Here is a 20,175-nt window from a genome sequence, read left to right on the forward strand (position 1 = left end):
TAGCGCGATTTTGATGCGTTTTGAAAAGTTTAAAAAGTATTAAATTATTGATTATCAAAGAACTGTATTTAAATCGGTCTGTTTTTGTGCCCTGCTGGCTCTTATGCAAACAGCCCGATTTTCCTGTTATCAGGAAAATCGGGCCGTTGTATGATACAAATATACGGAAAATTTAGGAGCTATTTATTACCTAAGGGGGCAATTCGATTTGGCGCGCTCGACATTCCTCTCTCCGCCTGCGGCGTAAAGAAGGGTTAAAAATATGTCATTGCGAACGCAGCGTGGCAATCTCGTAGCTATTCTCGTGGATGAGAACGCGAGGAGATTGCTTCGTTGTGCCTCCTCGCAATGACATACAGGGAATATGAAGCACGGGCGAATCACGCCTTTATCCAATTCAACCTAAATTATGATATCCGGTTGATGTACTTTCTGCCGCACATTGCTATTTTTGTATCATGGCAGAGGATTTAAACATAACCACATCAACAGATAAAACCGAACAATATACTACGCTTATTCCGCAGATAGAGGCCTTGCTTTATGGCGAGCCCGATCTGGTAGCTAACCTGGCTAATGTGGCTGCGGCTTTAAAGGAGCAGTTTAAATGGTTTTGGGTAGGGTTTTATCTGGTGAAAAATAATGAGCTGGTTTTAGGCCCTTTCCAGGGACCTGTGGCTTGTACCCGTATAGGCCTGGGTAAAGGTGTTTGCGGAGCAGCATGGCAGCAGGCCAAAACGCTGGTAGTGCCCGATGTGGAAGCTTTCCCGGGGCATATTGCCTGTAGTTCGCTTTCCCAATCGGAAATTGTAGTGCCGGTATTTCATAATGGGGAAGTGGTTGCCGTTTTAGATGTGGACAGCGAATTGCTGGATCAGTTCGATGAAACTGACGCACAGTACCTGGAGCAAATTGTAAAGCTGCTGAACTTTGCATGAGCAGGATTTACCTGATAGCCGGCCTCGGGGCCGACACCCGCGTGTATAACAATATCGACCTGCATGATCATGAGGTGACGCCTGTTGACTGGATAGAGCCGCACGAATCAGATACTTTAATTACTTACGCTCAAAAGCTTATTCATCAATACAATATACTATCAAATTCTATCATCATAGGAAACTCTTTAGGTGGGATGATCGCCGTAGAGATAGCCAAGCAGATCCCGGTAAAAAAGGTGATCCTGATTTCGAGTATTAAAACCAGTAAGGAAGCTCCACGCTATTTTGGCTTCTTCCGTAACCTGCCCATTTATAAACTTATCCCCGGAAAATGGTTCACCTCATTAGGTTTTATGATCAAGCCCTTATTTGGACACATGAGCGCCGAGGATGCCTGGCTGTTTAGTGATATGCTGAAAAGCTCATCACCCAAATTTGTAAAATGGGCTATGCGGGCGGTACTGCACTGGAAAAATGATATTATCCCGCCAAATCTCTTTCATATCACCGGTGACAAGGATCTGGTGTTCTCTTTTAAGCGCATCCCCGATGCTACCATTGTTAAGGGCGGCACCCATATCATGATATTTGATAAGGCAAAAGAGATCAATAAACTATTAAAAAATATCTTGAAAAAATGAAGTTACCCGAAGCATTTTACCTGGGTACCGATGTGGTAGCTATCAGTAAAAGTTTATTAGGAAAGTATTTATTTACCTGTATTGATGGTGTAACTACAGGTGGTTATATTATTGAAACAGAAGCTTATAATGGCGCTGTAGATAAGGCGGCGCACTCTTATGGCAATCGCATAACCCCGCGCACCAAAACCATGTTTATGCAGGGCGGCATCGCCTATGTATACCTGTGCTATGGCATTCACGAAATGTTCAATATCGTGACTTCGACAGAAGGGCATGCCCAGGCTATCCTGATCAGGGCGGTACATCCGACTGAAGGAATCGAGGCGATGCAGGTAAGGCGCAATATGATGGTGCTTAAACCAGCCATCACTGCCGGCCCAGGTTCCGTAGCCAAAGCCCTGGGTATATCCCGAAACATCAACGCTATCAGTTTGCAAAGCGACACCCTCTGGCTGGAAGACCGGGGATTGAATTTTACCGATGATCAGATAACGGTAGGCCCACGGATTGGGGTAGCTTATGCCGGTGAGGATGCTTTGTTGCCCTATCGCTTTTATGTCAAGGGTGATATTTATGTGAGTAAGCCGAATAAGTAGATGTGAGATGTGAGATGTGAGATGTGAGATGTGAGATGTGAGATGTGAGATGTGAGATGTGAGATGTGAGATGTGAGATGTGAGATGTGAAAAAATGGACTAGCAATTTAGGGAAAAGTAAGTGTTTGATGTTCGTGAAACAAATTGTCCGCAATCGCTCGGCTCCTGCCGAGTGATTAATATTGCCCGGCCTCTGGCCGCCGTGTCTAATTTATTTGCTTAATTCGCAGGCCGGAGGCCTGTTGATAATCGTCACTCGGCTGGAGCCGAGCGACTGCGCAGGGGTTATTTAAAAAGGAAGCAAATTCAATAATTCACAAAAATTAACTATTCACCACTCACTACTCGCCACTCACTAATTAATTATCTTTGGCCGATGAACTATCAGAACAGTTTAGCATTTGCCTTGGAGCAGGATGGACTTGATCCGCTAAAAAATTTCAGGAGCCGTTTTCTAATTCCGCAGCACCAGGGTGCCGACGCGGTTTATTTATGCGGCAATTCTTTGGGCCTGCAACCGGCTTCGGCAGGGAAATATATAGCCGACCAATTGAGTGCCTGGCAGAACCTCGCGGTAGAGGGTTGGTTTCAGGGTGATGATCCCTGGCTTAATTATCATAAACAACTTTCATCATCCATAGCCAGTATAGTTGGCGCGCAGGAAAGCGAAGTTACAGTAATGAATTCACTTACAGTAAATCTTCACTTACTGATGGTAAGTTTCTATAAGCCAAATGGTAAAAGGTTTAAAATTATTATGGAAGGAGGAGCTTTCCCTTCAGATCAGTACGCGATGGAAAGCCAGACTCTTTTCCATGGCTTTGATCCAAAGGAGGCTATCGTTGAGATCTTTCCACGGGAAGGAGAGCTTACTTTACGCACCGAAGATATCATCAAAACCATCAATGAGCATGCTGATGAACTGGCGCTGGTGATGTTTGCCGGTATCAATTATTATACCGGTCAGCTGTTTGATATGGAGTCTATCGCCGCTGCGGCTCATAAAGCTGGCGCGTATGCGGGTTTCGATCTGGCACATGCTGCTGGTAACGTTCCCCTAAAATTGCACGACTGGGGTGCTGATTTTGCCTGCTGGTGTTCGTACAAATATATGAACTCAGGTCCGGGTGGTATCAGTGGTGTTTTTGTGCATGAAAAGCATTTTGATAATCAGGAATTAGATCGTTTTGCAGGCTGGTGGGGTTATCGGGAAGATAAGCGCTTTTTGATGGCGCCGGGCTTCGATGCCGCCAAAGGTGCCGATGGCTGGCAGGTAAGCACGAGTCCTATATTGCTCCTGGCTTTATTTAAAGCTTCTATGGCTATTTTCGATGATGTGGGCGGTATTGATATCCTGCGAAAGAAAAGCGTGGCTTTAACGGGCTATATGGAGTTTTTGATAAATGAGTTGAATAGAGTGCAGGGCGAGGAGGTCTTTAAGATCATTACGCCCGCTAATCCGCAGCAGCGAGGCTGCCAGTTATCGGTAGTTTGTAAGCGGGATGCCAAAGCGGTTTTTCAATACCTGGCAGATAACGGCGTAATAGGCGACTGGCGCGAACCCGATGTGATCAGGCTGAGCCCAGTGCCGCTTTATAACAGTTTTCAGGATGTTTACCAGGCGGTACAGCACATGGCCGCCGCGATAAAATAATAAAAATAAAAAATGTCATTTCGAACGAACGGTGATGGGTAGCGAAAGAGGGTGAGGAGAAATCTTTTACGCCCTGTAAAGTTCGCATGGATAATCGTAGAAGATTTCTCCTCGTTCCTCGTTCGAAATGACAGGTTGACGATATTAAAAAAATAACAAATGGTTTATTACAATCCTAAAGAGTGGTTTTCTTTTATTTTCAAGGTTAATAAGGCCGATACTATGCGGGAGTTGTTTCCGCTGATGCTGGCCGTGGGTGCATACGCTGGGGTGGTGACTTACTTTTTGATTGATTTCTGGCATCTGCCGGATACCAGTTTGCTCCGGAAGGTGAGTTATATTCATCAAACCATTGGTTTTGTATTTTCCTTATTGCTTGCCTTTCGCATCAACTCGGCGTATGACCGCTGGTGGGAGGGGCGCAAGATCTGGGGTAGCCTCACCAACAATAGCCGCAATCTGGCTATTAAACTGAAACACCTGGTTGGCGAAAATGACGCCGCGTTTTTTAACTATACCATACCGCTTTACGCACGTTCGCTCCGGGATCATTTAAGGGATAAGTATGTGCCCGAGGAATCTGGGTTTATTACTATCGATCCGCAAAAACATGTGCCCAACCAGGTGGCCTCTGCTATCATTGAAAACGTATACAAGCTTAATAAAAGTGGCGTAATTAATCCGGAGCAATTGTTTAGCATTACGGCAGAAATAACTTCATTTACAGATATTTGTGGTGGTTGTGAACGCATCAAAAAAACACCTATTCCTTTTTCTTATAATGTGTTTATCAAGAAGTTTATCTTTACCTATATCATGACTTTGCCCTTTACCTGGGCATTTGATCTGAAGTATTTTATTGTACCCGTGATTGCTTTTGTGCTGTTTGTTTTTGCCAGTATTGAACTATTGGCCGAGGAAATTGAAGATCCTTTTGGCTATGACGCCAATGACCTGCCACTCGACAATATCTGCGAGAATATCGAGAAGCATGTGGGGGAGATATTGGCTTAGTAGGGTAGGTTTTAACACTGGTAAAAAGGATATCATGCTGAGCTCCGTCGAAGCATGGTGGGGCGGCCTCTGCGCTCTACCCTTCGACGGAGCTCAGGGTGACAACCAGTTTTAGGTTTAATAATAAAGTATGTTCAAAATAGCTTACGACCCTATATACGCGCACCCGCTTCCCGAAGGGCACCGTTTCCCGATGCTGAAGTATGAGTTGATACCGGCTCAATTGCTGCATGAAGGGGTGATCAATAAGGATAACCTGTTTTCGCCTGATGTGCTTTCGGAAGATATTATCCTGCAAACCCATGACAAAGATTACTGGCACCAACTGCGCGACCTGACCTTGTCGCTCAAGGAGCAGCGCCGCATAGGTTTTCCTTTATCGGCCCGGCTGGTGGAGCGCGAGATCAGGATAGCGAAAGGAACTATAAATGGCTGCAGGTTTGCTTTTGATAACCGCATTGCCTTTAATGTGGCCGGCGGTACGCACCATGCGGGTAGTAACTGGGGTGAAGGTTTCTGCCTGTTAAACGATCAGGCTATCGCAGCTAATTGGCTATTGGATAATAATTTAGCATCATCTATCTTAATTATTGATTTAGATGTACATCAAGGTAATGGCACCGCCCAGATCTTTGAAAACGAGCCGCGGGTGTTTACGTTCTCGATGCATGGCGCAAACAATTTTCCCTCGCGCAAGGAAACATCTAACATGGATATCCCGCTGGCAGATGGGGTTGAGGATGATGAATATTTAAGCATCCTGTATGATACGCTGCCCGGTTTGATTGAACAACAAAAACCCGATTTTATATTCTACCTGTCGGGTGTTGATATCCTGGCTACCGATAAATTGGGCAAACTCGCGCTGAGCAAAGAAGGCTGCAAAGCTCGCGACAAATTTGTGTTTGAGCAATGCATTGTCAATAATTTACCGGTGCAGGTAAGCATGGGCGGTGGATATTCGCCCCAGATCAAAGATATTGTGGAGGCGCATTGCAATACTTTTAAAGTAGCGGCTGATCTGTATTTCTAATAATATAAAGTATTGTCATCTCGAACGATAGTGAGAGATCTTTTGCGAGCGATGAGTCTGAAGTAGAAGATTTCTCCTCGTACCTCGTTCGAAATGACAGTTATGTTAGCATATGGTTGCTTTTAATCCCTCGCCAATATCGGGATCGTATTATCTCGCCGGTGCTTTTTGCTGATGATGTTAAAGCGGATAAATAACAACACCGAAGCTGTTGCCAGTCCCAGCGTCAAGCCATACCAAACTCCGTTAACTCCCAGGTTAAATTTGATTCCTAATAGATAACCCACCGGTAAACCTACCACCCAATAAGCCAAAAAAGTAAAAATAGTAGGGATGTTTACATCGCCCATGCCACGGAGTATACCGAGACCCACTACCTGCGCGCCGTCAAATAACTGAAAGAACGCTGCTATGATAAGTAACTGTGCTGCAATATCAATAACAGCCTGATCGGAAGTGATTATCCAGGGTAACAGATGCCTGCCGAAGGTAAATATCAGGGCTGTGATCGCCATAAATGCCAGCACAATGTGATAGTTGGAGATGGCCGACAGTCGGAGGTTTTGATGATGACCTGCGCCAAAATAGTTGCCTGATTTGATGGCTGCCCCGGCAGATATACCGCTGGCCATCATGTAGGTCATGGCGGCCAGACTGATAGCCACCTGGTGCGCTGCCTGCTGATCGAGCCCGATAACGCCTACCAAAATGGCGGCCCCGCCAAAAGCGCTTACTTCAAACGTATACTGCAAAGCCACCGGCGCGCCGATCTTCATAATCTGGATACCCCGCAAGCGGTCGATATTTTTAATGGCAAAGCTTTTCAGGTACTGCTTAAATATAGGCGACCTTAAAACGTATATGGCCATCACAATAGCCATCACGCAACGATCAATCAGGGTGCTATAACCTACACCCTTGATCCCCATAGGGTGAACACCGAATAAGCCTTTTACAAAAATTACCCCAAGACATATATTGAGCAAATTACCCCAGATGGATATGAGCATGGCCTGTTTGGTAAAACCCAGGCCCTCGGCAAATTGCTTAAAGGTATTGAATACAAGCAGTGGTATCAATGATAAACTGAGCAGCAGTAAATAAGGTTTGGCCTCGGTGACCACCTGCGGCGATTGATCCAAATGACCGATGAGCAGCATGGTACCAAAGTAGATACCGGCAAACAGCAGGATGCCGCTCAGCATATTTAAAAATAAACTATTGGAAAGCAGCAGACCACATTCTTTGAAATTTCCGCGACCATTATTTTGCGCGATGAGTGGCGTTAAGCCATAAGAAATACCCATGCCGATAACCAGTGGGGTCATGAAAAGACTGTTCACCAGCGACACCGCAGCTAAAGAAACCGTGCCCGCAAAATGACCCACAATAATAGAATCGGACATTTGAACCAGGGTATGCCCCAGCTGTGATATCACTACGGGGATAGCCAGTTTAAGGCTTTCGCCATAATAAGGTTTGTATTTCAGGAAAACGCTTTTCATTTATTGAGGTACAGGAGAGCAGAAAGCTTAAGGCCAAAAGCCAAAAGCTGCATTGCTGATTATTAGCAAACTTAATATAAATATTTTACCCTCCGGGTCAATCGCCGGTAATAGTTTGAAGTTTTTGTAGCTTTCTGCCTTCGGCTTTAAGCTTATGAACTTACCGTATAAAATTCTTCCTTTTCAGTGGTATTAATACGGATAAGTCCCGATAATATTAAGTCGACAAGGATGCGTTGCGCTCGTCGTCGACCGATCTTTAGCAGTTCGGCACACTCTTTAATGGTGATGCGGGTATTTAGTTCGAGGTATTGTAACAATGATTTTTCATTTTCGGAGTATTCAATCAATACGCCTTCGTCGCTTGATGATCGTTTAAGTACTTCCAGCACAATTTTACTGGCCAGTACGCTTTTATCTTTTACCCTTACATAGGCCCACCATTTGCCATCTTCGGCCAGGGCGTAGTGAGGTTTCAGGTCACTTGCGGGGGTATCCACAACCAATACCAGTTTGTCGTCTACATAAACTTCATCAAATATGGGTTCCAAAGCAGGCCTGGCAAACATGTGTGCCGCTTTAGTGATCATATAACGTTCCTCGTCTTCAGATTTTACGCCTTTAATAGTACCATCATCGGCAACGCCTATCAATAGCTTGCCGCCTTTGTTGTTAGCAAAGGATACCATGGTACGGGCAATTTTTTCGCAACTGGTAATTGTTTTTTTAAAGTCGAGTGTTACACCTTCGCCCTCAAATATCAATTTTTTGATATGGTTCATGTTAGCGCTGTTATCCTGTTTGTTAAACTGATTACTGAGGTTTAATATAGGGGGTATGTATTTCCATCCATCTTTCAGCATGGATTATTGGGGTAAACCCAAACTGGCCATATAAGCCCTGCGCATCAAGTGTAGCTAATGACCATCTCCTTAATCCTTGCAGATCGGGATGTTTAACAATTGTTTGCACCAGCCATTTGGACAGGCCTTTTTGACGGAACTCGGGCAAAATAAAAACATCGCACAGGTAGCCAAAAGTGGCATTGTCGGTAACTACCCGTGCAAAACCTGCCTGAACATCTTGCTGATAAACGCCAAAGCACATGGAATTGGCAATGCCCTTTTCCAGTACTTCGCGACGGATACCCTGCGCCCAGTAGGAGTCGTCATTCAGATAATTAAAGATCACATCAACGTTAAGTAAGTTTTTATCGGTAGATATCAGGAAGCCTTTTTTGATAAAGACCTCATCGTTCATATATGTAGTCATTAAGATAGAATTATAAGCTTGTACTTGTAAAATTTAAATTGCGCAAATACACCTCGTTCATTACAGATACGCATATTTCGCCATCTTTATTGTAAATATCAATAGGGTGATGTGCCATATATTTGCCTTCGGTGTTTAATATCATTTCTGCATGTTCAATTTCTGCGTCGGTTAAAGTGATCGAAAAATAAAGATTGGATGCGCCCGGTTTTAAATAATGGATGGATGATGATTTTGACCATACCTTTAATTTATACCCCTTTTGAATAAGCAACTGGTGAAACAATACCGGGTAAAACGGATCGGCAGCCGAAAAAATAGTGCCGCCGAAAATGGCATTGTTATAATTTTTATTCAGGATGCTTTTGATGATCTTTACCTGAACACCTTTAAATCCCTTATCAAATTTCACCACCCAGATACGCTGCAACAAAAGAGGAGGGTAGAGACGCATCGCCCACTTTAACATTCGTTCAGATACTACCATAGCCCTTAAATATCTGAAATTTATAAGAAATTAATTGCATTTGTTATGTAAAATTAGATGTGGGCTTGCTCTTTGATTACCTGATAAAAATTTAACTTAAACAATATTGTTAATGTAGGGTTAATAGTATGTTCGAACAAAAATTGACAATTAATTTAAATACTGATAAAATGAAAAAGCAAATTTTAGGTCTGGCACTAGTCGCGACAATGATAGGGGCAATAGCAGCAGGCTGCAGTTCTTCAAAAACAACCAGTGGATCAGATAGCACCAGCACCGATACCTCAAAAATGGCCCCGGCAGCAACCGATACAGCTAAAAAGGATACCTCCGCAAAAACCGACACCACTAAAAAAGACACCACCAAAAAGCCTGTTCACTAAAACAGCTTTGTAAATAATCCCCGGACGAGCTATTTATCCGGGGATTATTTATTAAAACGCGCTTTTAATAACACCACCGTCGGCCCTTAACAAAGCGCCATTGGTTGCTGATGACAACGGACTTGCTATATAAGTAACCAGGTTGGCGATCTCATCACTTTCTGTAAAGCGCTGAATGATGGATGTGCCGCGCATGTTTTGGAAAAATTCCTTTTCCATTTGACCGGCGGTCAGGTTTTTTTCGGCGGCAAGCTTATCAATAAAACCGCCAACACCTTCAGAGCGGGTAGGGCCTGGTAAAATGGAATTTACGGTTACGTTAGTGCCTTTGGTTAATTCGGCCAAACCACGTGCTATGGCTACCTGCGCGGTTTTGGTCATGCCGTAATGGATCATTTCTTCAGGGATCTGTATAGCCGATTCGCTGGAGATGAAAATGATCCGTCCCCAGTTTTTTTGCAGCATTTTATCAAAATATGCCCTGGAAAACCGAACGCCGCTCAGCACGTTCACTTCATAAAATTTAAGCCAGTCCTCGTCGGTTATATCTTTAAATGCTTTGGGTTCAAAAATAGCTACGTTGTTGATCAGGATATCAACTTCGGGTAGTTTGCTGGTGATTTGATCGATATCGCTCTTGTTGGCCATATCCCCGGTCAGGCCGTAAACATCATTGTTACCAGTGTCTTTTTTGATCTGGTCTACCGCGGCTTTAACACGTTCGTCTGTACGACCATTCACGTATACTTTTACACCTTCGTTGGCTAATGATTTTGCTATTGCGTAACCAATCCCGGCTGTTGAACCGGTTACTAAAGCTACTTTGTTTTTGAGTTGAAGATTCATGTTTTTTCTATAGTTGAATTGATGATTAAAAGTACCCAATGTCTCGTCAGCATATATCATTACAAACAAAAGATGGAATAGTGCTGACAAAATGAAATTTAAAACTGTGACAATCCAATTATAATAAATAATACCAATCGGTATATTTTTGTTTTCGTAAATGATCGGTTGATCATTTGAACAATAAAAACCAACATGAAAGCAATTCAATTTAAAGAATACGGAGACTATGAAACCCTGAAAGTAGTTGACCTGGATATCCCGGAACTAAAAGAAGGACAGTTATTGGTTAAAATAAATGTAGCCGCGGTTAACCCGGTAGATAATACCATCAGAAAAGGCCTGATACCGCTGGCTAAAAAGCCACCCATGGTTTTAGGAAATGAAGCCGCCGGGGTAATTGTAAAAGGTAACAACGAATTTCCGGAAGGGACAAGGGTTACAATTTCACCCTTTTCACCCGATGGCTCGATCAGGGGGATCATCATCGACGGAACCTGGCAGGAATACCTGGCTTTATACCCGCAGGAAGTGATCAAAACGCCGGATCATGTATCGGATGAAGAAGCCGCCACATTTCCGGTAGCCTTTTTCTCGGCGCAGGCTAGCTTAAATAAAGGCGATTTTACCAGCAGCAAAAGTGTATTGACATTAGGAGCAGGTGGCGCTGTTGGTAATGCCGCTATTCAATTGGCATTAGCTTATGGCTCGCCCTTGGTGATCACTACGGCAGGATCCACTCAAAAGGCAGAAGCTGCGCGATCTGTAGGTATCGAAAACGTTATTGATCTTTCCAAAGAAACCATCAGTGAAGGGGTATTAAGAATAACAGAAGGGAAAGGGGTTGACCTGGTGATTGACAGTATAGGCGGAAATTTAACCGGAGAGGCGCTTCATTCCCTGGCCCGCAATGGCATATTGGTTACCATTGGCTACTCAGCAGGTACACAATTTACAGCCAACGTAACTGATTTTGTATGGAAGGGTTTACAAATGAGAGGACAAAGTCTTTCCGGATGGTTCAACGCCGAAGAACAAAAGCAAGTATGGGATCAGCTATTGCCATTGTTGGCCGAAGGCAAAATAAAACCCATCGTGGCCAAAATATTTGATATTGCCGATGTTGCCGAAGCGCAGCGTTATTTAATAGAGGACAGGCCATTTGGTAAAGTGCTCTTGAAGTTTTAAGAAGAGCTTGTTAGTCAATAACAAGGTGTTTTGATAGAGGAGGGGGAGCTTTATTTATATAGAGTATCCCCCTTTATTTATTTAGGCTATTATAATAATGGGTTATTTATGAATAACAAACGTTTGTGTGCTATTTTTTGCTGATAAACATGTATATCAGAGTTTTTGGTGTATGGGTTTTATTGTTAATAATTGATTTTAAGTGAATAATAGGTATTTATTTAAGCCCAGTTAAATAAAATCAAATTTGCTTTCCCGGCAATTAAAATATTAACACAAACGTTTGTGTTAAGAAAATAAATGTTTCCCGAACATTTAATTTTATCTTGTTTTTGTAAGCCAATAAATAGCTGAATATTAATTGATTGTATTGTATTGTGAAAACATCGTTTTGTTTTTGCGCGTGTTGAATTGGGTTAAGCGTCATTGTTTAACTCCTGGTGATATACGGTCTGGATTTTAGGTATCCATTGGTTTGTAGAATTGTCCTTTTCTATGAATAACACATATTAAATATTAACAAACCAATTAAATTACCAGAATCACTATGAAAATGATGTTAAACAAACTCACAACAATTGTATTATTGTGCGGGGCTACGTTTGTATGTTCCTGTAAAAAAGACCTGGTTAATACTTCGGTCAACGGGACAAACAAAGCAGGCTCAAACCCACAAACCAAAGTAGTAAGCGGCGATTACACCTCGGAAAATGCCTACAGCCTGAATGTGGTTTATTTTGTACCCTCAGACCGCACGGCCATTACCAATTATCAAACCCGCTTAAGTAAGTTATTGCGCTGGGGGCAGGAATTTTACCGGTCGAACATGATCCGGAACGGTTACAATTCAACGTTCGGTATGTTTGTAAAGACTGCTGATACCTCATCCGTTCGTATCATTGTGATTAATGGGCAGAGTCCGGCGAGTTCCTATACCTATAGTAATAAAGGTACGGTTGAGCAGGAAATAAACAGTTATTTTACGGCTAACCCAACGCTTAAAGCAAGCGATCATTACCTTGTTATTATGCCTGTGCCCGATATTAATGCTGCCGACGTGCCTTTTTACGGAACCGGCAGATTTTGTTACGCGCTGGATTATGCCAAATTTGATATCCAATATATGGGGCAAGCAACAACCGACGGTAACTTGCTCACCAAATGGTTTGGTGGTATGATGCATGAGCTTGGTCATGGTTTAAACCTGCCACATTCGCACGAAACCAATACAGAACATTCAACCTTAGGCACCAATTTGATGGGCTCCGGGAATTATACGCTGGGTTCGGCGCCTACATTTATAAACCGGGCAGGCAGCGCTATTTTGAATAATTGCCAGGTATTTTCTAAAACCGTTAAAACATTTTATAATACATCATCAGCATCATTGACCTCCTTAAACGGCAGCGTAAGCGGTGGAAATTTTATAGTTTCCGGAACTTTTACCACTACAGATGCCATAACTGCTGTTAATGTGTACCAGGACCCCGGACCGACCTATGGTGAGCCCAACAATAACTACGATGCTGTAGCCTGGTCAGTTAACCCTACAGGCAACTCATTTACGGTGACCATGCCTATTTCGGAGCTTCAGAATACTACCGGCAACTATGAGTTATTTGTATCATTGATCATGAGTAATGGAAACCGGACTACGGTAGGGTATTTGTATAATTTCACCAATAATTTACCGGTGATCAGCTTTAATTTTGATCAAACCACAGCATTGACTGATGGTGTATATGAACTGAAAGCAGCCTGCGCTCCCGGGCGCAACCTAGATGTTACCGGCAGCGGAACAGCCGATGATACCAACGTAGCGGTTTATACCGACGGCAACACCAGCAACCAGCGCTGGCAGGTAACCAGCTTAGGTAATGGATATTACAAACTCGCTCCGCAACACACCACCGGAAAAGTGCTTGACGTAACCGGCGGCAGCAGTGCTTCGGGTGCCAATGTGGATATTTATACTGATAGCGGTTCCAACGCGCAAAAATGGAAAATTGTGAGTGTAGGCTCTGGCTATTATAAATTACAGCCGGCCTGCGCGCCAACATTGTGCCTGGATGTTACCAGCGGAACTGATGCCAATAATAACGTGGAGATATATTCGGATAATGGGGGAGGCGCACAACAATGGCGATTTGAAAAGATCAATTGATCTGTGAATCAGTAATTCAACTGCTAAGTAAACGCGGCTCTTCTCCATATTGGAGAAGAGCCGCGTTTTTTATAACCTCAATCGGATATTAGGTGATCTGCTGAACCCATTGACTTCGCCAGGCCGGCGCTTCGAAAGGATCGGCGAAATACTGTGTCTCGTGCACTACTTTACCCTTGCTGAACTCCATAATGCTCACCGTGTATGCCGATTGCCCCTGGTAGTTGATGGTGTATTCGGTGATCCAAAGATCACCTTTCCCGATAATTCGTTTAACCTGAAAGCCCGACGGTTTACCCGGATGATGGCTTCGCAAGGCCTGCAAATTGTTTCGCCCCAGGATCCGCTCGCCCGACTGGGGATAATAACAGATGGCATCGTCGGCATAAATATCATGTTCCGCATTTACATCGCCAGTTGCCGATGCGTGCCAGTGTGCGTTCAGGGCTTCGCGTATTTGTTCGTTTTCCATGTTCTGCTCTTAGTGTTTAGTTTTATTTTGTGGAATGAAACCAGGGACGCCGGTCTTCACTACGTCATTGAGCCGCTGCCTGGTCTGAATGTTATTGATTTCATCAAAGGCGTCATCAGGCAGGGGGGAGATGTCGAAATTCTCTCTGGCACGGGCAGCGGTTTTTGGTGTGGTAAGCAAAGCCGTACCACGTTGGATGGCCCAGGCCAACAATACCTGCGCCGGCGTTTTTTTAACCCGTGCGGCAATGGCCAAAATAACCGGATCTTCCAACAGTCCGGGTCTTATCCCGTGACCCAAGGGTGCAAAAGCTAAAAACACAATGCCTTTCTCCTGGCAAAATTCCAGCAGCTCCGTTTCCGGCAGATATGGATGTGATTCCACCTGAACTACGGCTGGCTTAATTCGTGCCGCTTCGTAGAGGGGTACCAGGTCCTTCAAAGTAATGTCAGACAGTCCGATAGCCCGGCATTTGCCACTGTCAACAAGACGCTCCATCGCCCTCCAGGTATCGAGCAAAGTCACATCACTGTCGTAAATAACATGACCGTTCTGATCCCGCGGATCCTGGTCGTCGCCTGGTTGAAATGCATACGGAGTGTGAATGAGATAAAGGTCCAGATAGCTGAGTTGGAGTCTCTTCAAACTTGCCTCAAATGCTAGTTCCACACGTTCTGGACGATGATTAGTGTTCCACAACTTGGTAGTTACAAATATGTCTTCACGGGCAATACCACCAGCGGCAAGTCCTGCCTGCAATGCTTCGCCCACCTCGCTTTCATTTCTGTATCTTTCTGCAGCGTCGAAGTGCCGAAATCCGGCTTCCAGCGCGTCCCTGGTAGCGCTTATCGTCAGGGCCTTATCGGGGATCAGGGTACCAAACCCGAGTAAAGGCATATGGATGGTGTTATCTGCTGGCTTCATTTTTATAATATTTAGATTATATAACAAAGTACGGCAGGAAATGTAAGATCATTGCGTGACCTACATCACATTTGAACGGCGGCTGTATTTATGTGATGTACATCATTTTTAGGTATGATATAATTTAAAATACCTGTTATTGGATAATTCCTATAAATTCACCTTGTTATATTTATTAAAGATGATTACTAAGTTGCCGATATTTTTTATTTGCCTATTGTTTATAACATCAATGGCTGTGGCCCAGCAACTACCTATAGCTATCAACATACAAAAAGCATATATCAAGGGTACTCGCAATAAAACAGGGATACCAGGAAAATTTTATTGGCAAAACAAAGCTGATTATGCCATAAAAATTAATTTTAACCCATTGACCCGCGAACTTAAAGGTACAGTTGGAGTGGATTACACCAATAATAGCCCCGATACGCTTAAGTTTATATTGTTTAAATTATATCCAAATTTGTTTCAGGATATCGCGCCGAAAGCAATTACAATTGCCAAAGAAGACCTTACAGGTGGCATAAAGATTGAAAAAGTAAGTCAAAACGGGCAATCGCCCGATTCAACAAAATACACTATCAGGGGTACAAACATGTTTGTACGTACTAAGAAGCTACTCCCCGGTACCAAAACGCACTTTGATGTGGAGTATTCCTACATCCTTAACAAAGGGTCATTTGTACGCACAGGGCAAATAGATTCAGGAGCTTTCTTCCTGGCATATTTTTTCCCAAGAGTTGCTGTTTATGATGATATTGATGGCTGGAACATGTATCCCTACACCGGGCAGGTAGAGTTTTATAACGATTATGGTAATTTTGATGTAGAGATAGCTGTACCGGGCAATTATCAGGTTTGGGCCACAGGTATGCTTAAAAACCAGCAGGAAGTTTATCAGCCAAAGTTTTCTGCCCTGATCAATAAAGCCGAACAAAGCGACAGTGTGCTGAATATTATTAGCGAAGCCGATTTAAGGGCAGGGCATATCACTAAAGATAACCAGCAAAATATATGGCATTTTAAAGCCGAAAACGTCACTGACTTTGCTTTTGGTATCAGTAACCATTATATATGGCAATCATCAAGCATTATAGTAGATGCTATAAGTAAAAGACGCACAAGGGTAGATGCAGTATACAATCCCCAGGATGTTACTTATAGGCCCGTTATTGATTATGCCCGCAAAACGGTACAGGCCATCAGCTATCAGTTTCCTAAAATTCCTTATCCATATCCACACGAAACCGTATTTGACGGGCCCGACGAAATGGAATTTCCCATGATGGTTGACAACAATCCATTTGAACAAAAAAAGGACGCTATCCAGTTAACCGCGCATGAGATATTCCATACTATTTTTCCGTTTTATGTAGGAACAAACGAAACCAAGTATTCATTTATGGATGAGGGCTGGGCAACTATGGCTGAGTTTTATCTGCATCCAATGATTGATCAGTCAATTCCGGTTGATTATGATATGACGGATATTAATACCAATTCGGGTATTGAACAGGATGTTCCCGTGATGACACTAACACCCCAGTTGGCGGGCGCTGCCAGGTTTTTGGATAAAGATCAAAAGCCGGCATTAGCTTATTTATATGTTAAAGAAATATTGGGCGACGAATTATTTCTGAAAGCCCTGCATGCGTACATTAACAGTTGGAAGGGTAAACATCCTACACCTTACGACTTTTTTAATTGCATAAACACGGCATCGGGCAAGAACCTCGACTGGTTTTGGAAAAATTGGTTCTTTGAAAGGGGAGTCCCCGATCTGGCTATCAGTAAGGTCTCCTTAAAAAATAAGATATACAGCCTGGTTGTCTGCAATGTAGGCACTGAAGCTGTCCCGGTGCATTTGACCATATATTTTGCGGATGGTAGTAAACAATACCTGAATTCAAGCGCCGCCTGCTGGATGAATGGCGCCAAAACAAAAACTTTCACCTTCGCTACAAACAAGCGACTTAAGGAAATTATTTTAGGAACAGTATACGATGCTGATATCAATAAGCAAAATAATAGATGGGAGGCTCCATAGGTAACTTACTGGAGGTGGAACTGACGGCTATAATAATTTAATAGGCCTTCCTATGGAAATTCGAGATCTATGATTTAATTTCAACTTTTAAAAGGAAAGAAATCATGAAGCTTCTTCTTACTTCCGCTGGCATCAGCAACCCAAGCATCCGGAATGCGCTGGTTGAACTCCTGGGCAAATCGATTGCTGAGGCCAACGCCCTTTTTGTCCCAACCGCAATATATGGCATAGCCGGTGGTGCGGAAATATCTCGAAAAGTGATCTGCGGCTCATTAGGTGACCCTTTTTGTGATTTAGGGTGGAAGTCGTTGGGAGTGCTGGAACTAACGGCTCTGCCCAGCATCAAACAAGAGCTTTGGGTGCCCATGCTCCGGGAGACTGACGCCTTGTTGGTTGGGGGAGGCGACTGCCAATATCTGTGCTACTGGATGCAGCAGTCCGGACTGGCAGATCTATTGCCGTCGCTACTAAGCAAGATGGTCTATGTAGGCTTGAGCGCCGGGAGTATGATCATGACCCGCTTTGGAACCACCTATGGTAACCATATACTGCCAGCCGAAAGCGATAAGGCGCTGGGACTGGTTGATTTTGCGCTGCATCCACATCTGGATTATGAGTTGTTTCCGGAGAATTCCCTGGCCAACCTGGAAAAGTTGGCGGCTACGATACCAGTACCGTCATATGCGATTGACGATCAGACCGCCATTAAAGTGACCGACGGTACCATAGAAGTTATCTCCGAAGGACATTGGAAGTTGTTTAGCCCTGAATAAACGTTTTTTATAGCGCAAAATTAATTCATTAGGTGTCTCAGCTATGAAGATTTATTCAATCTAAAAAGTAGAGATTCCAAAGTTGTATACTCTAATGGTTTATTTACCCAAGTGGGTAAATCATATATAACATACAGGTCGTAATCAGCAACCCTATAATCAGGAGAATGTATACCGACTTGAACCCAAACATTAGCCGCATGGCTAATTGAGTTATGCGAGGCATCTTTTTCAAGAATTAAAATAGTAGATATCTGTTTACCTCTATATTCCGTACCTATCAAATGTTTATTATTATCAAATGTTTTCTCAGCATTATCCAAATCCATAAATAAATATTTGTATGAAAGGTACAAAATTACAACAGCAACATAAAAAGCTTTACAAGTTGTTCAGGTGATATTGGTGGAGTACTTTTAGTCTGAGAAGCCTCATTTGCAATATGCCAGGAATAACTATCATTATTTAAATTAGCCACAATCTTAAATTTACTATCATAAAGCGTTAACATAGATAGATTAAGGGGAACACTCAAAAAGCACAATTCGTTTATTGCCGGATTAAAAACTTTAATTAACCGAACATTAGAAATCGTTGTATCCTTTTTGACAACAAGAGTTACAGGTGCATGCTTTAAATCATTTAAGATTAGTTGTGAGCTATTAACATCTTCACGATTCACTATTAAAGTAATAGATTTAAAATCGTTCCGGTCAGGTGATGCAAATACAATTTGAGCACGAACGGATATTGCGCTGAAAATCAGTAACGCAAAAGCTAAGTATTTCATGACAAGGTTATTTTAAATGATGTCTACCAAGGTAATCTTTGTAATCTGAATAATCAAGGCAAAGAGCTTTACCAGTTAAAACTTTTTTGCATGTTTTTTTCACATAATTAACATTATGTTAAGTAGTAGAATTAAAAAGAGAGGCTTTATTAAAAAGCCCCTCTTCCTTATGAGTATCTTATTGACCGTTCAACGCGTCAATTTTCTTTTTGGTTGCTTCTGCATTAACGTTATCTTTTTTACCTAAGTAATAGGTTCTCAGATTTGTTAAAGCATCAATCGATTTTGGATTCAGATCAGCAGCTTTTACCAAATATGGTTTTGCCAGATCAAATTGCGCGTTAGATTTAGCTATAGCCGCGTCATATTCTTTTTGTTTGTTAGCCGGTAATTTATTTGCAGCGTTGTAAGAGTCAATTGCCGGGTTAAGGATCACATAGCCTAAGTTCAGGTTAGCTTCAAAATAGTTTGGATCTATTTCCAACGCTTTTTTGTACATGTCGGCAGCCTTATTGTAATTGTCAACTTTTTGTTGTTGCAAAGTATTTTTAGCAGCAGGGTCTTTTGCTTTAGCTTGTTCCTTGATGATTGATTCTGCTGTTTGTGAGTAAGTTAAACCCGCGTAATAATACAGTGTTTTGTTTTTAGGATCGGCAGTTAAAGCAGCTTGTATTTTTTGAATTACTTCTTTTTCTTTTCCTGTTTGCAGGCTTATTTCGATCTCTCTCTTACGCAGATCGCTATTTGTAGGATATTTGGTTATACCCTCGCTAACTGATTTAAGCGCATTGGTGGTATCCTTATTAGCCAAATAAAGTGATGACAGATCCATATAAACACCCGCGTTTTTGGAGTATTTAGTAGTAACCAGTTTGTTATAATTGGTTATGGCTGCCGGATAGTTTTTGGCGTTGGCCGCTGCTAAACCTGTATAGTAAATAGCGTTAGTGTCCTCAGGTAAAACGGTACGATAGTAATCAAATGAATGATAAGCCTGATCATACTTTTGAGCAGAGTATTCGGCAACACCTTTGGTTAACTGGTATTGAGCCAGGTTTAAATAAGCGTTGTCTATTACTTGTTTGTTCTCGCCTTTGGTATCCAGTTCTTTGGCTTTTTTCAATGATTCATCGGCAGTTGTAAACAAAGGCAACGATGTAGCAGCAACCGTGTCCTGAACAGCCAATGCAGCATAAATAGCACCTTTTAAAGCAAAGGTTTGCGGTAAGGCAGCTGTTTTTTCATTAGCAGCAGCTTTGTCAATAGAGGTTTTGGCCGTTCCAAGGCTTTTAGTAGCAACGGCTAAAGTGGCTTTTGATCCTCTTAATCCTTCGTAGTTGTCATATTCACTTTTTGCAGTGCTTAATTCACCTTTTTGTGCAAACGTTGTTGCTGAAACTAAGCCTAACAGGCCCGCCATCAAAAGTTTGATTTTCATA

At 42.7% G+C, this 20,175-nt stretch carries 21 protein-coding genes; 11 read left to right on the forward strand and 10 right to left on the reverse strand.

All coding sequences use genetic code 11. The features are described 5' to 3' along the window. The first annotated feature begins 458 nt into the window (after positions 1-458). The 6 genes from BLR84_RS17495 (at position 459) to BLR84_RS17520 (ending at position 5,882) form a co-directional block, all read left to right on the forward strand. Positions 459-938 (forward strand): GAF domain-containing protein, encoded by a 480-nt coding sequence (locus BLR84_RS17495; RefSeq protein WP_076369170.1) that lies wholly within the window; start codon positions 459-461, stop codon positions 936-938. Then, the gene (locus BLR84_RS17500; protein WP_090470699.1) at positions 935-1,582 is read left to right on the forward strand and encodes an alpha/beta fold hydrolase; all 648 of its coding nucleotides are present in this window, start codon (positions 935-937) and stop codon (positions 1,580-1,582) included. The genes BLR84_RS17495 and BLR84_RS17500 overlap by 4 nt, the downstream gene beginning before the upstream one ends. Beyond that, the gene (locus BLR84_RS17505) at positions 1,579-2,181 is read left to right on the forward strand and encodes a DNA-3-methyladenine glycosylase (protein ID WP_090470701.1); all 603 of its coding nucleotides are present in this window, start codon (positions 1,579-1,581) and stop codon (positions 2,179-2,181) included. Before BLR84_RS17500 ends, BLR84_RS17505 begins: the two co-directional genes overlap by 4 nt. Positions 2,182-2,557: 376 nt before the next feature. After that, a complete protein-coding gene (gene kynU, locus BLR84_RS17510) occupies positions 2,558-3,835 on the forward strand; it encodes a kynureninase (protein ID WP_090470703.1) in 1,278 nt (425 codons plus the stop codon). Positions 3,836-3,994: 159 nt separating this feature from the next. After that, positions 3,995-4,849: a bestrophin family protein gene (locus BLR84_RS17515; protein WP_090470705.1), complete on the forward strand. Its 855-nt coding sequence runs from the start codon at positions 3,995-3,997 to the stop codon at positions 4,847-4,849. Positions 4,850-4,979: 130 nt separating this feature from the next. Then, the gene (locus BLR84_RS17520; RefSeq protein WP_090470707.1) at positions 4,980-5,882 is read left to right on the forward strand and encodes a histone deacetylase family protein; all 903 of its coding nucleotides are present in this window, start codon (positions 4,980-4,982) and stop codon (positions 5,880-5,882) included. 122 nt (positions 5,883-6,004) lie between these two features. On the opposite strand, the gene BLR84_RS17525 is transcribed toward BLR84_RS17520, so the two are convergent. From BLR84_RS17525 to BLR84_RS17540, 4 genes are all read right to left on the reverse strand, one after another. Further along, positions 6,005-7,387, reverse strand: coding sequence for an MATE family efflux transporter (locus BLR84_RS17525; RefSeq protein ID WP_090470709.1), 1,383 nt, complete (start codon positions 7,385-7,387; stop codon positions 6,005-6,007). A gap of 152 nt (positions 7,388-7,539) precedes the next feature. Beyond that, entirely contained in the window at positions 7,540-8,169 is a 630-nt protein-coding gene (locus BLR84_RS17530) for an RNA-binding domain-containing protein (protein WP_090471042.1), read from the reverse strand. Between the two features lie 31 nt (positions 8,170-8,200). Then, positions 8,201-8,659, reverse strand: coding sequence for a GNAT family N-acetyltransferase (locus BLR84_RS17535; protein WP_255366974.1), 459 nt, complete (start codon positions 8,657-8,659; stop codon positions 8,201-8,203). A 10-nt stretch (positions 8,660-8,669) separates the two neighbouring features. Beyond that, positions 8,670-9,113, reverse strand: a complete 444-nt coding sequence (locus BLR84_RS17540) for a DUF4442 domain-containing protein (RefSeq protein WP_255366975.1) — start codon at positions 9,111-9,113, stop codon at positions 8,670-8,672. A 203-nt stretch (positions 9,114-9,316) separates the two neighbouring features. Between BLR84_RS17540 and BLR84_RS17545 the strand changes: the two genes are divergently transcribed. Beyond that, complete coding sequence (locus BLR84_RS17545; protein ID WP_143013931.1) at positions 9,317-9,529, forward strand: hypothetical protein; 213 nt, start codon at positions 9,317-9,319, stop codon at positions 9,527-9,529. Positions 9,530-9,580: 51 nt separating this feature from the next. Here BLR84_RS17545 and BLR84_RS17550 read toward each other — a convergent pair whose 3' ends face one another. After that, entirely contained in the window at positions 9,581-10,375 is a 795-nt protein-coding gene (locus BLR84_RS17550) for an SDR family NAD(P)-dependent oxidoreductase (protein ID WP_090471046.1), read from the reverse strand. A 195-nt stretch (positions 10,376-10,570) separates the two neighbouring features. Between BLR84_RS17550 and BLR84_RS17555 the strand changes: the two genes are divergently transcribed. Further along, positions 10,571-11,563 (forward strand): quinone oxidoreductase family protein, encoded by a 993-nt coding sequence (locus BLR84_RS17555; protein WP_090470714.1) that lies wholly within the window; start codon positions 10,571-10,573, stop codon positions 11,561-11,563. Between the two features lie 547 nt (positions 11,564-12,110). Beyond that, entirely contained in the window at positions 12,111-13,727 is a 1,617-nt protein-coding gene (locus BLR84_RS17560) for an RICIN domain-containing protein (RefSeq protein ID WP_090470716.1), read from the forward strand. A gap of 88 nt (positions 13,728-13,815) precedes the next feature. Here BLR84_RS17560 and BLR84_RS17565 read toward each other — a convergent pair whose 3' ends face one another. Both BLR84_RS17565 and BLR84_RS17570 read right to left on the reverse strand, forming a co-directional pair. Continuing rightward, complete coding sequence (locus BLR84_RS17565; protein ID WP_090470718.1) at positions 13,816-14,199, reverse strand: nuclear transport factor 2 family protein; 384 nt, start codon at positions 14,197-14,199, stop codon at positions 13,816-13,818. A gap of 9 nt (positions 14,200-14,208) precedes the next feature. After that, positions 14,209-15,123: an aldo/keto reductase gene (locus BLR84_RS17570; protein WP_090470720.1), complete on the reverse strand. Its 915-nt coding sequence runs from the start codon at positions 15,121-15,123 to the stop codon at positions 14,209-14,211. A 217-nt stretch (positions 15,124-15,340) separates the two neighbouring features. On the opposite strand from BLR84_RS17570, the gene BLR84_RS17575 reads away from it, so the two are divergent. Both BLR84_RS17575 and BLR84_RS17580 read left to right on the forward strand, forming a co-directional pair. Next, positions 15,341-17,173: a M1 family metallopeptidase gene (locus tag BLR84_RS17575; protein WP_255366976.1), complete on the forward strand. Its 1,833-nt coding sequence runs from the start codon at positions 15,341-15,343 to the stop codon at positions 17,171-17,173. A 104-nt stretch (positions 17,174-17,277) separates the two neighbouring features. Continuing rightward, positions 17,278-17,946 carry a Type 1 glutamine amidotransferase-like domain-containing protein gene (locus BLR84_RS17580; protein WP_090470724.1) on the forward strand — a complete coding sequence of 223 codons (669 nt, stop codon included), beginning with the start codon at positions 17,278-17,280 and terminating at the stop codon, positions 17,944-17,946. A gap of 41 nt (positions 17,947-17,987) precedes the next feature. Here BLR84_RS17580 and BLR84_RS17585 read toward each other — a convergent pair whose 3' ends face one another. The 3 genes from BLR84_RS17585 to BLR84_RS17595 all read right to left on the reverse strand — a co-directional run bounded on the left by BLR84_RS17585 (position 17,988) and on the right by BLR84_RS17595 (position 20,174). Then, the gene (locus tag BLR84_RS17585) at positions 17,988-18,275 is read right to left on the reverse strand and encodes a hypothetical protein (protein ID WP_090470725.1); all 288 of its coding nucleotides are present in this window, start codon (positions 18,273-18,275) and stop codon (positions 17,988-17,990) included. 29 nt (positions 18,276-18,304) lie between these two features. Continuing rightward, positions 18,305-18,736 (reverse strand): hypothetical protein, encoded by a 432-nt coding sequence (locus BLR84_RS17590; RefSeq protein ID WP_090470728.1) that lies wholly within the window; start codon positions 18,734-18,736, stop codon positions 18,305-18,307. 178 nt (positions 18,737-18,914) lie between these two features. After that, positions 18,915-20,174: a tetratricopeptide repeat protein gene (locus BLR84_RS17595; protein WP_090470730.1), complete on the reverse strand. Its 1,260-nt coding sequence runs from the start codon at positions 20,172-20,174 to the stop codon at positions 18,915-18,917. Between the last annotated feature and the right edge of the window lies 1 nt (position 20,175).

It is taken from the genome of Mucilaginibacter sp. OK268 (assembly GCF_900103125.1).
GTDB lineage: Bacteria > Bacteroidota > Bacteroidia > Sphingobacteriales > Sphingobacteriaceae > Mucilaginibacter.

Excerpts from the sequence above, each read along its gene's own strand:
- BLR84_RS17560 (WP_090470716.1), top strand. The coding sequence starts at position 12,111 with ATGAAAATGATGTTAAACAAACTCACAACAATTGTATTATTGTGCGGG.
- BLR84_RS17535 (WP_255366974.1), bottom strand. The coding sequence starts at position 8,659 with ATGACTACATATATGAACGATGAGGTCTTTATCAAAAAAGGCTTCCTG.
- BLR84_RS17555 (WP_090470714.1), top strand. The coding sequence starts at position 10,571 with ATGAAAGCAATTCAATTTAAAGAATACGGAGACTATGAAACCCTGAAA.
- BLR84_RS17505 (WP_090470701.1), top strand. The coding sequence starts at position 1,579 with ATGAAGTTACCCGAAGCATTTTACCTGGGTACCGATGTGGTAGCTATC.
- BLR84_RS17590 (WP_090470728.1), bottom strand. The coding sequence starts at position 18,736 with ATGAAATACTTAGCTTTTGCGTTACTGATTTTCAGCGCAATATCCGTT.
- BLR84_RS17525 (WP_090470709.1), bottom strand. The coding sequence starts at position 7,387 with ATGAAAAGCGTTTTCCTGAAATACAAACCTTATTATGGCGAAAGCCTT.
- BLR84_RS17520 (WP_090470707.1), top strand. The coding sequence starts at position 4,980 with ATGTTCAAAATAGCTTACGACCCTATATACGCGCACCCGCTTCCCGAA.
- kynU (WP_090470703.1), top strand. The coding sequence starts at position 2,558 with ATGAACTATCAGAACAGTTTAGCATTTGCCTTGGAGCAGGATGGACTT.
- BLR84_RS17565 (WP_090470718.1), bottom strand. The coding sequence starts at position 14,199 with ATGGAAAACGAACAAATACGCGAAGCCCTGAACGCACACTGGCACGCA.
- BLR84_RS17545 (WP_143013931.1), top strand. The coding sequence starts at position 9,317 with ATGAAAAAGCAAATTTTAGGTCTGGCACTAGTCGCGACAATGATAGGG.
- BLR84_RS17500 (WP_090470699.1), top strand. The coding sequence starts at position 935 with ATGAGCAGGATTTACCTGATAGCCGGCCTCGGGGCCGACACCCGCGTG.
- BLR84_RS17515 (WP_090470705.1), top strand. The coding sequence starts at position 3,995 with ATGGTTTATTACAATCCTAAAGAGTGGTTTTCTTTTATTTTCAAGGTT.
- BLR84_RS17530 (WP_090471042.1), bottom strand. The coding sequence starts at position 8,169 with ATGAACCATATCAAAAAATTGATATTTGAGGGCGAAGGTGTAACACTC.
- BLR84_RS17540 (WP_255366975.1), bottom strand. The coding sequence starts at position 9,113 with ATGCGTCTCTACCCTCCTCTTTTGTTGCAGCGTATCTGGGTGGTGAAA.
- BLR84_RS17595 (WP_090470730.1), bottom strand. The coding sequence starts at position 20,174 with ATGAAAATCAAACTTTTGATGGCGGGCCTGTTAGGCTTAGTTTCAGCA.
- BLR84_RS17570 (WP_090470720.1), bottom strand. The coding sequence starts at position 15,123 with ATGAAGCCAGCAGATAACACCATCCATATGCCTTTACTCGGGTTTGGT.
- BLR84_RS17580 (WP_090470724.1), top strand. The coding sequence starts at position 17,278 with ATGAAGCTTCTTCTTACTTCCGCTGGCATCAGCAACCCAAGCATCCGG.
- BLR84_RS17550 (WP_090471046.1), bottom strand. The coding sequence starts at position 10,375 with ATGAATCTTCAACTCAAAAACAAAGTAGCTTTAGTAACCGGTTCAACA.
- BLR84_RS17495 (WP_076369170.1), top strand. The coding sequence starts at position 459 with ATGGCAGAGGATTTAAACATAACCACATCAACAGATAAAACCGAACAA.
- BLR84_RS17585 (WP_090470725.1), bottom strand. The coding sequence starts at position 18,275 with ATGGATTTGGATAATGCTGAGAAAACATTTGATAATAATAAACATTTG.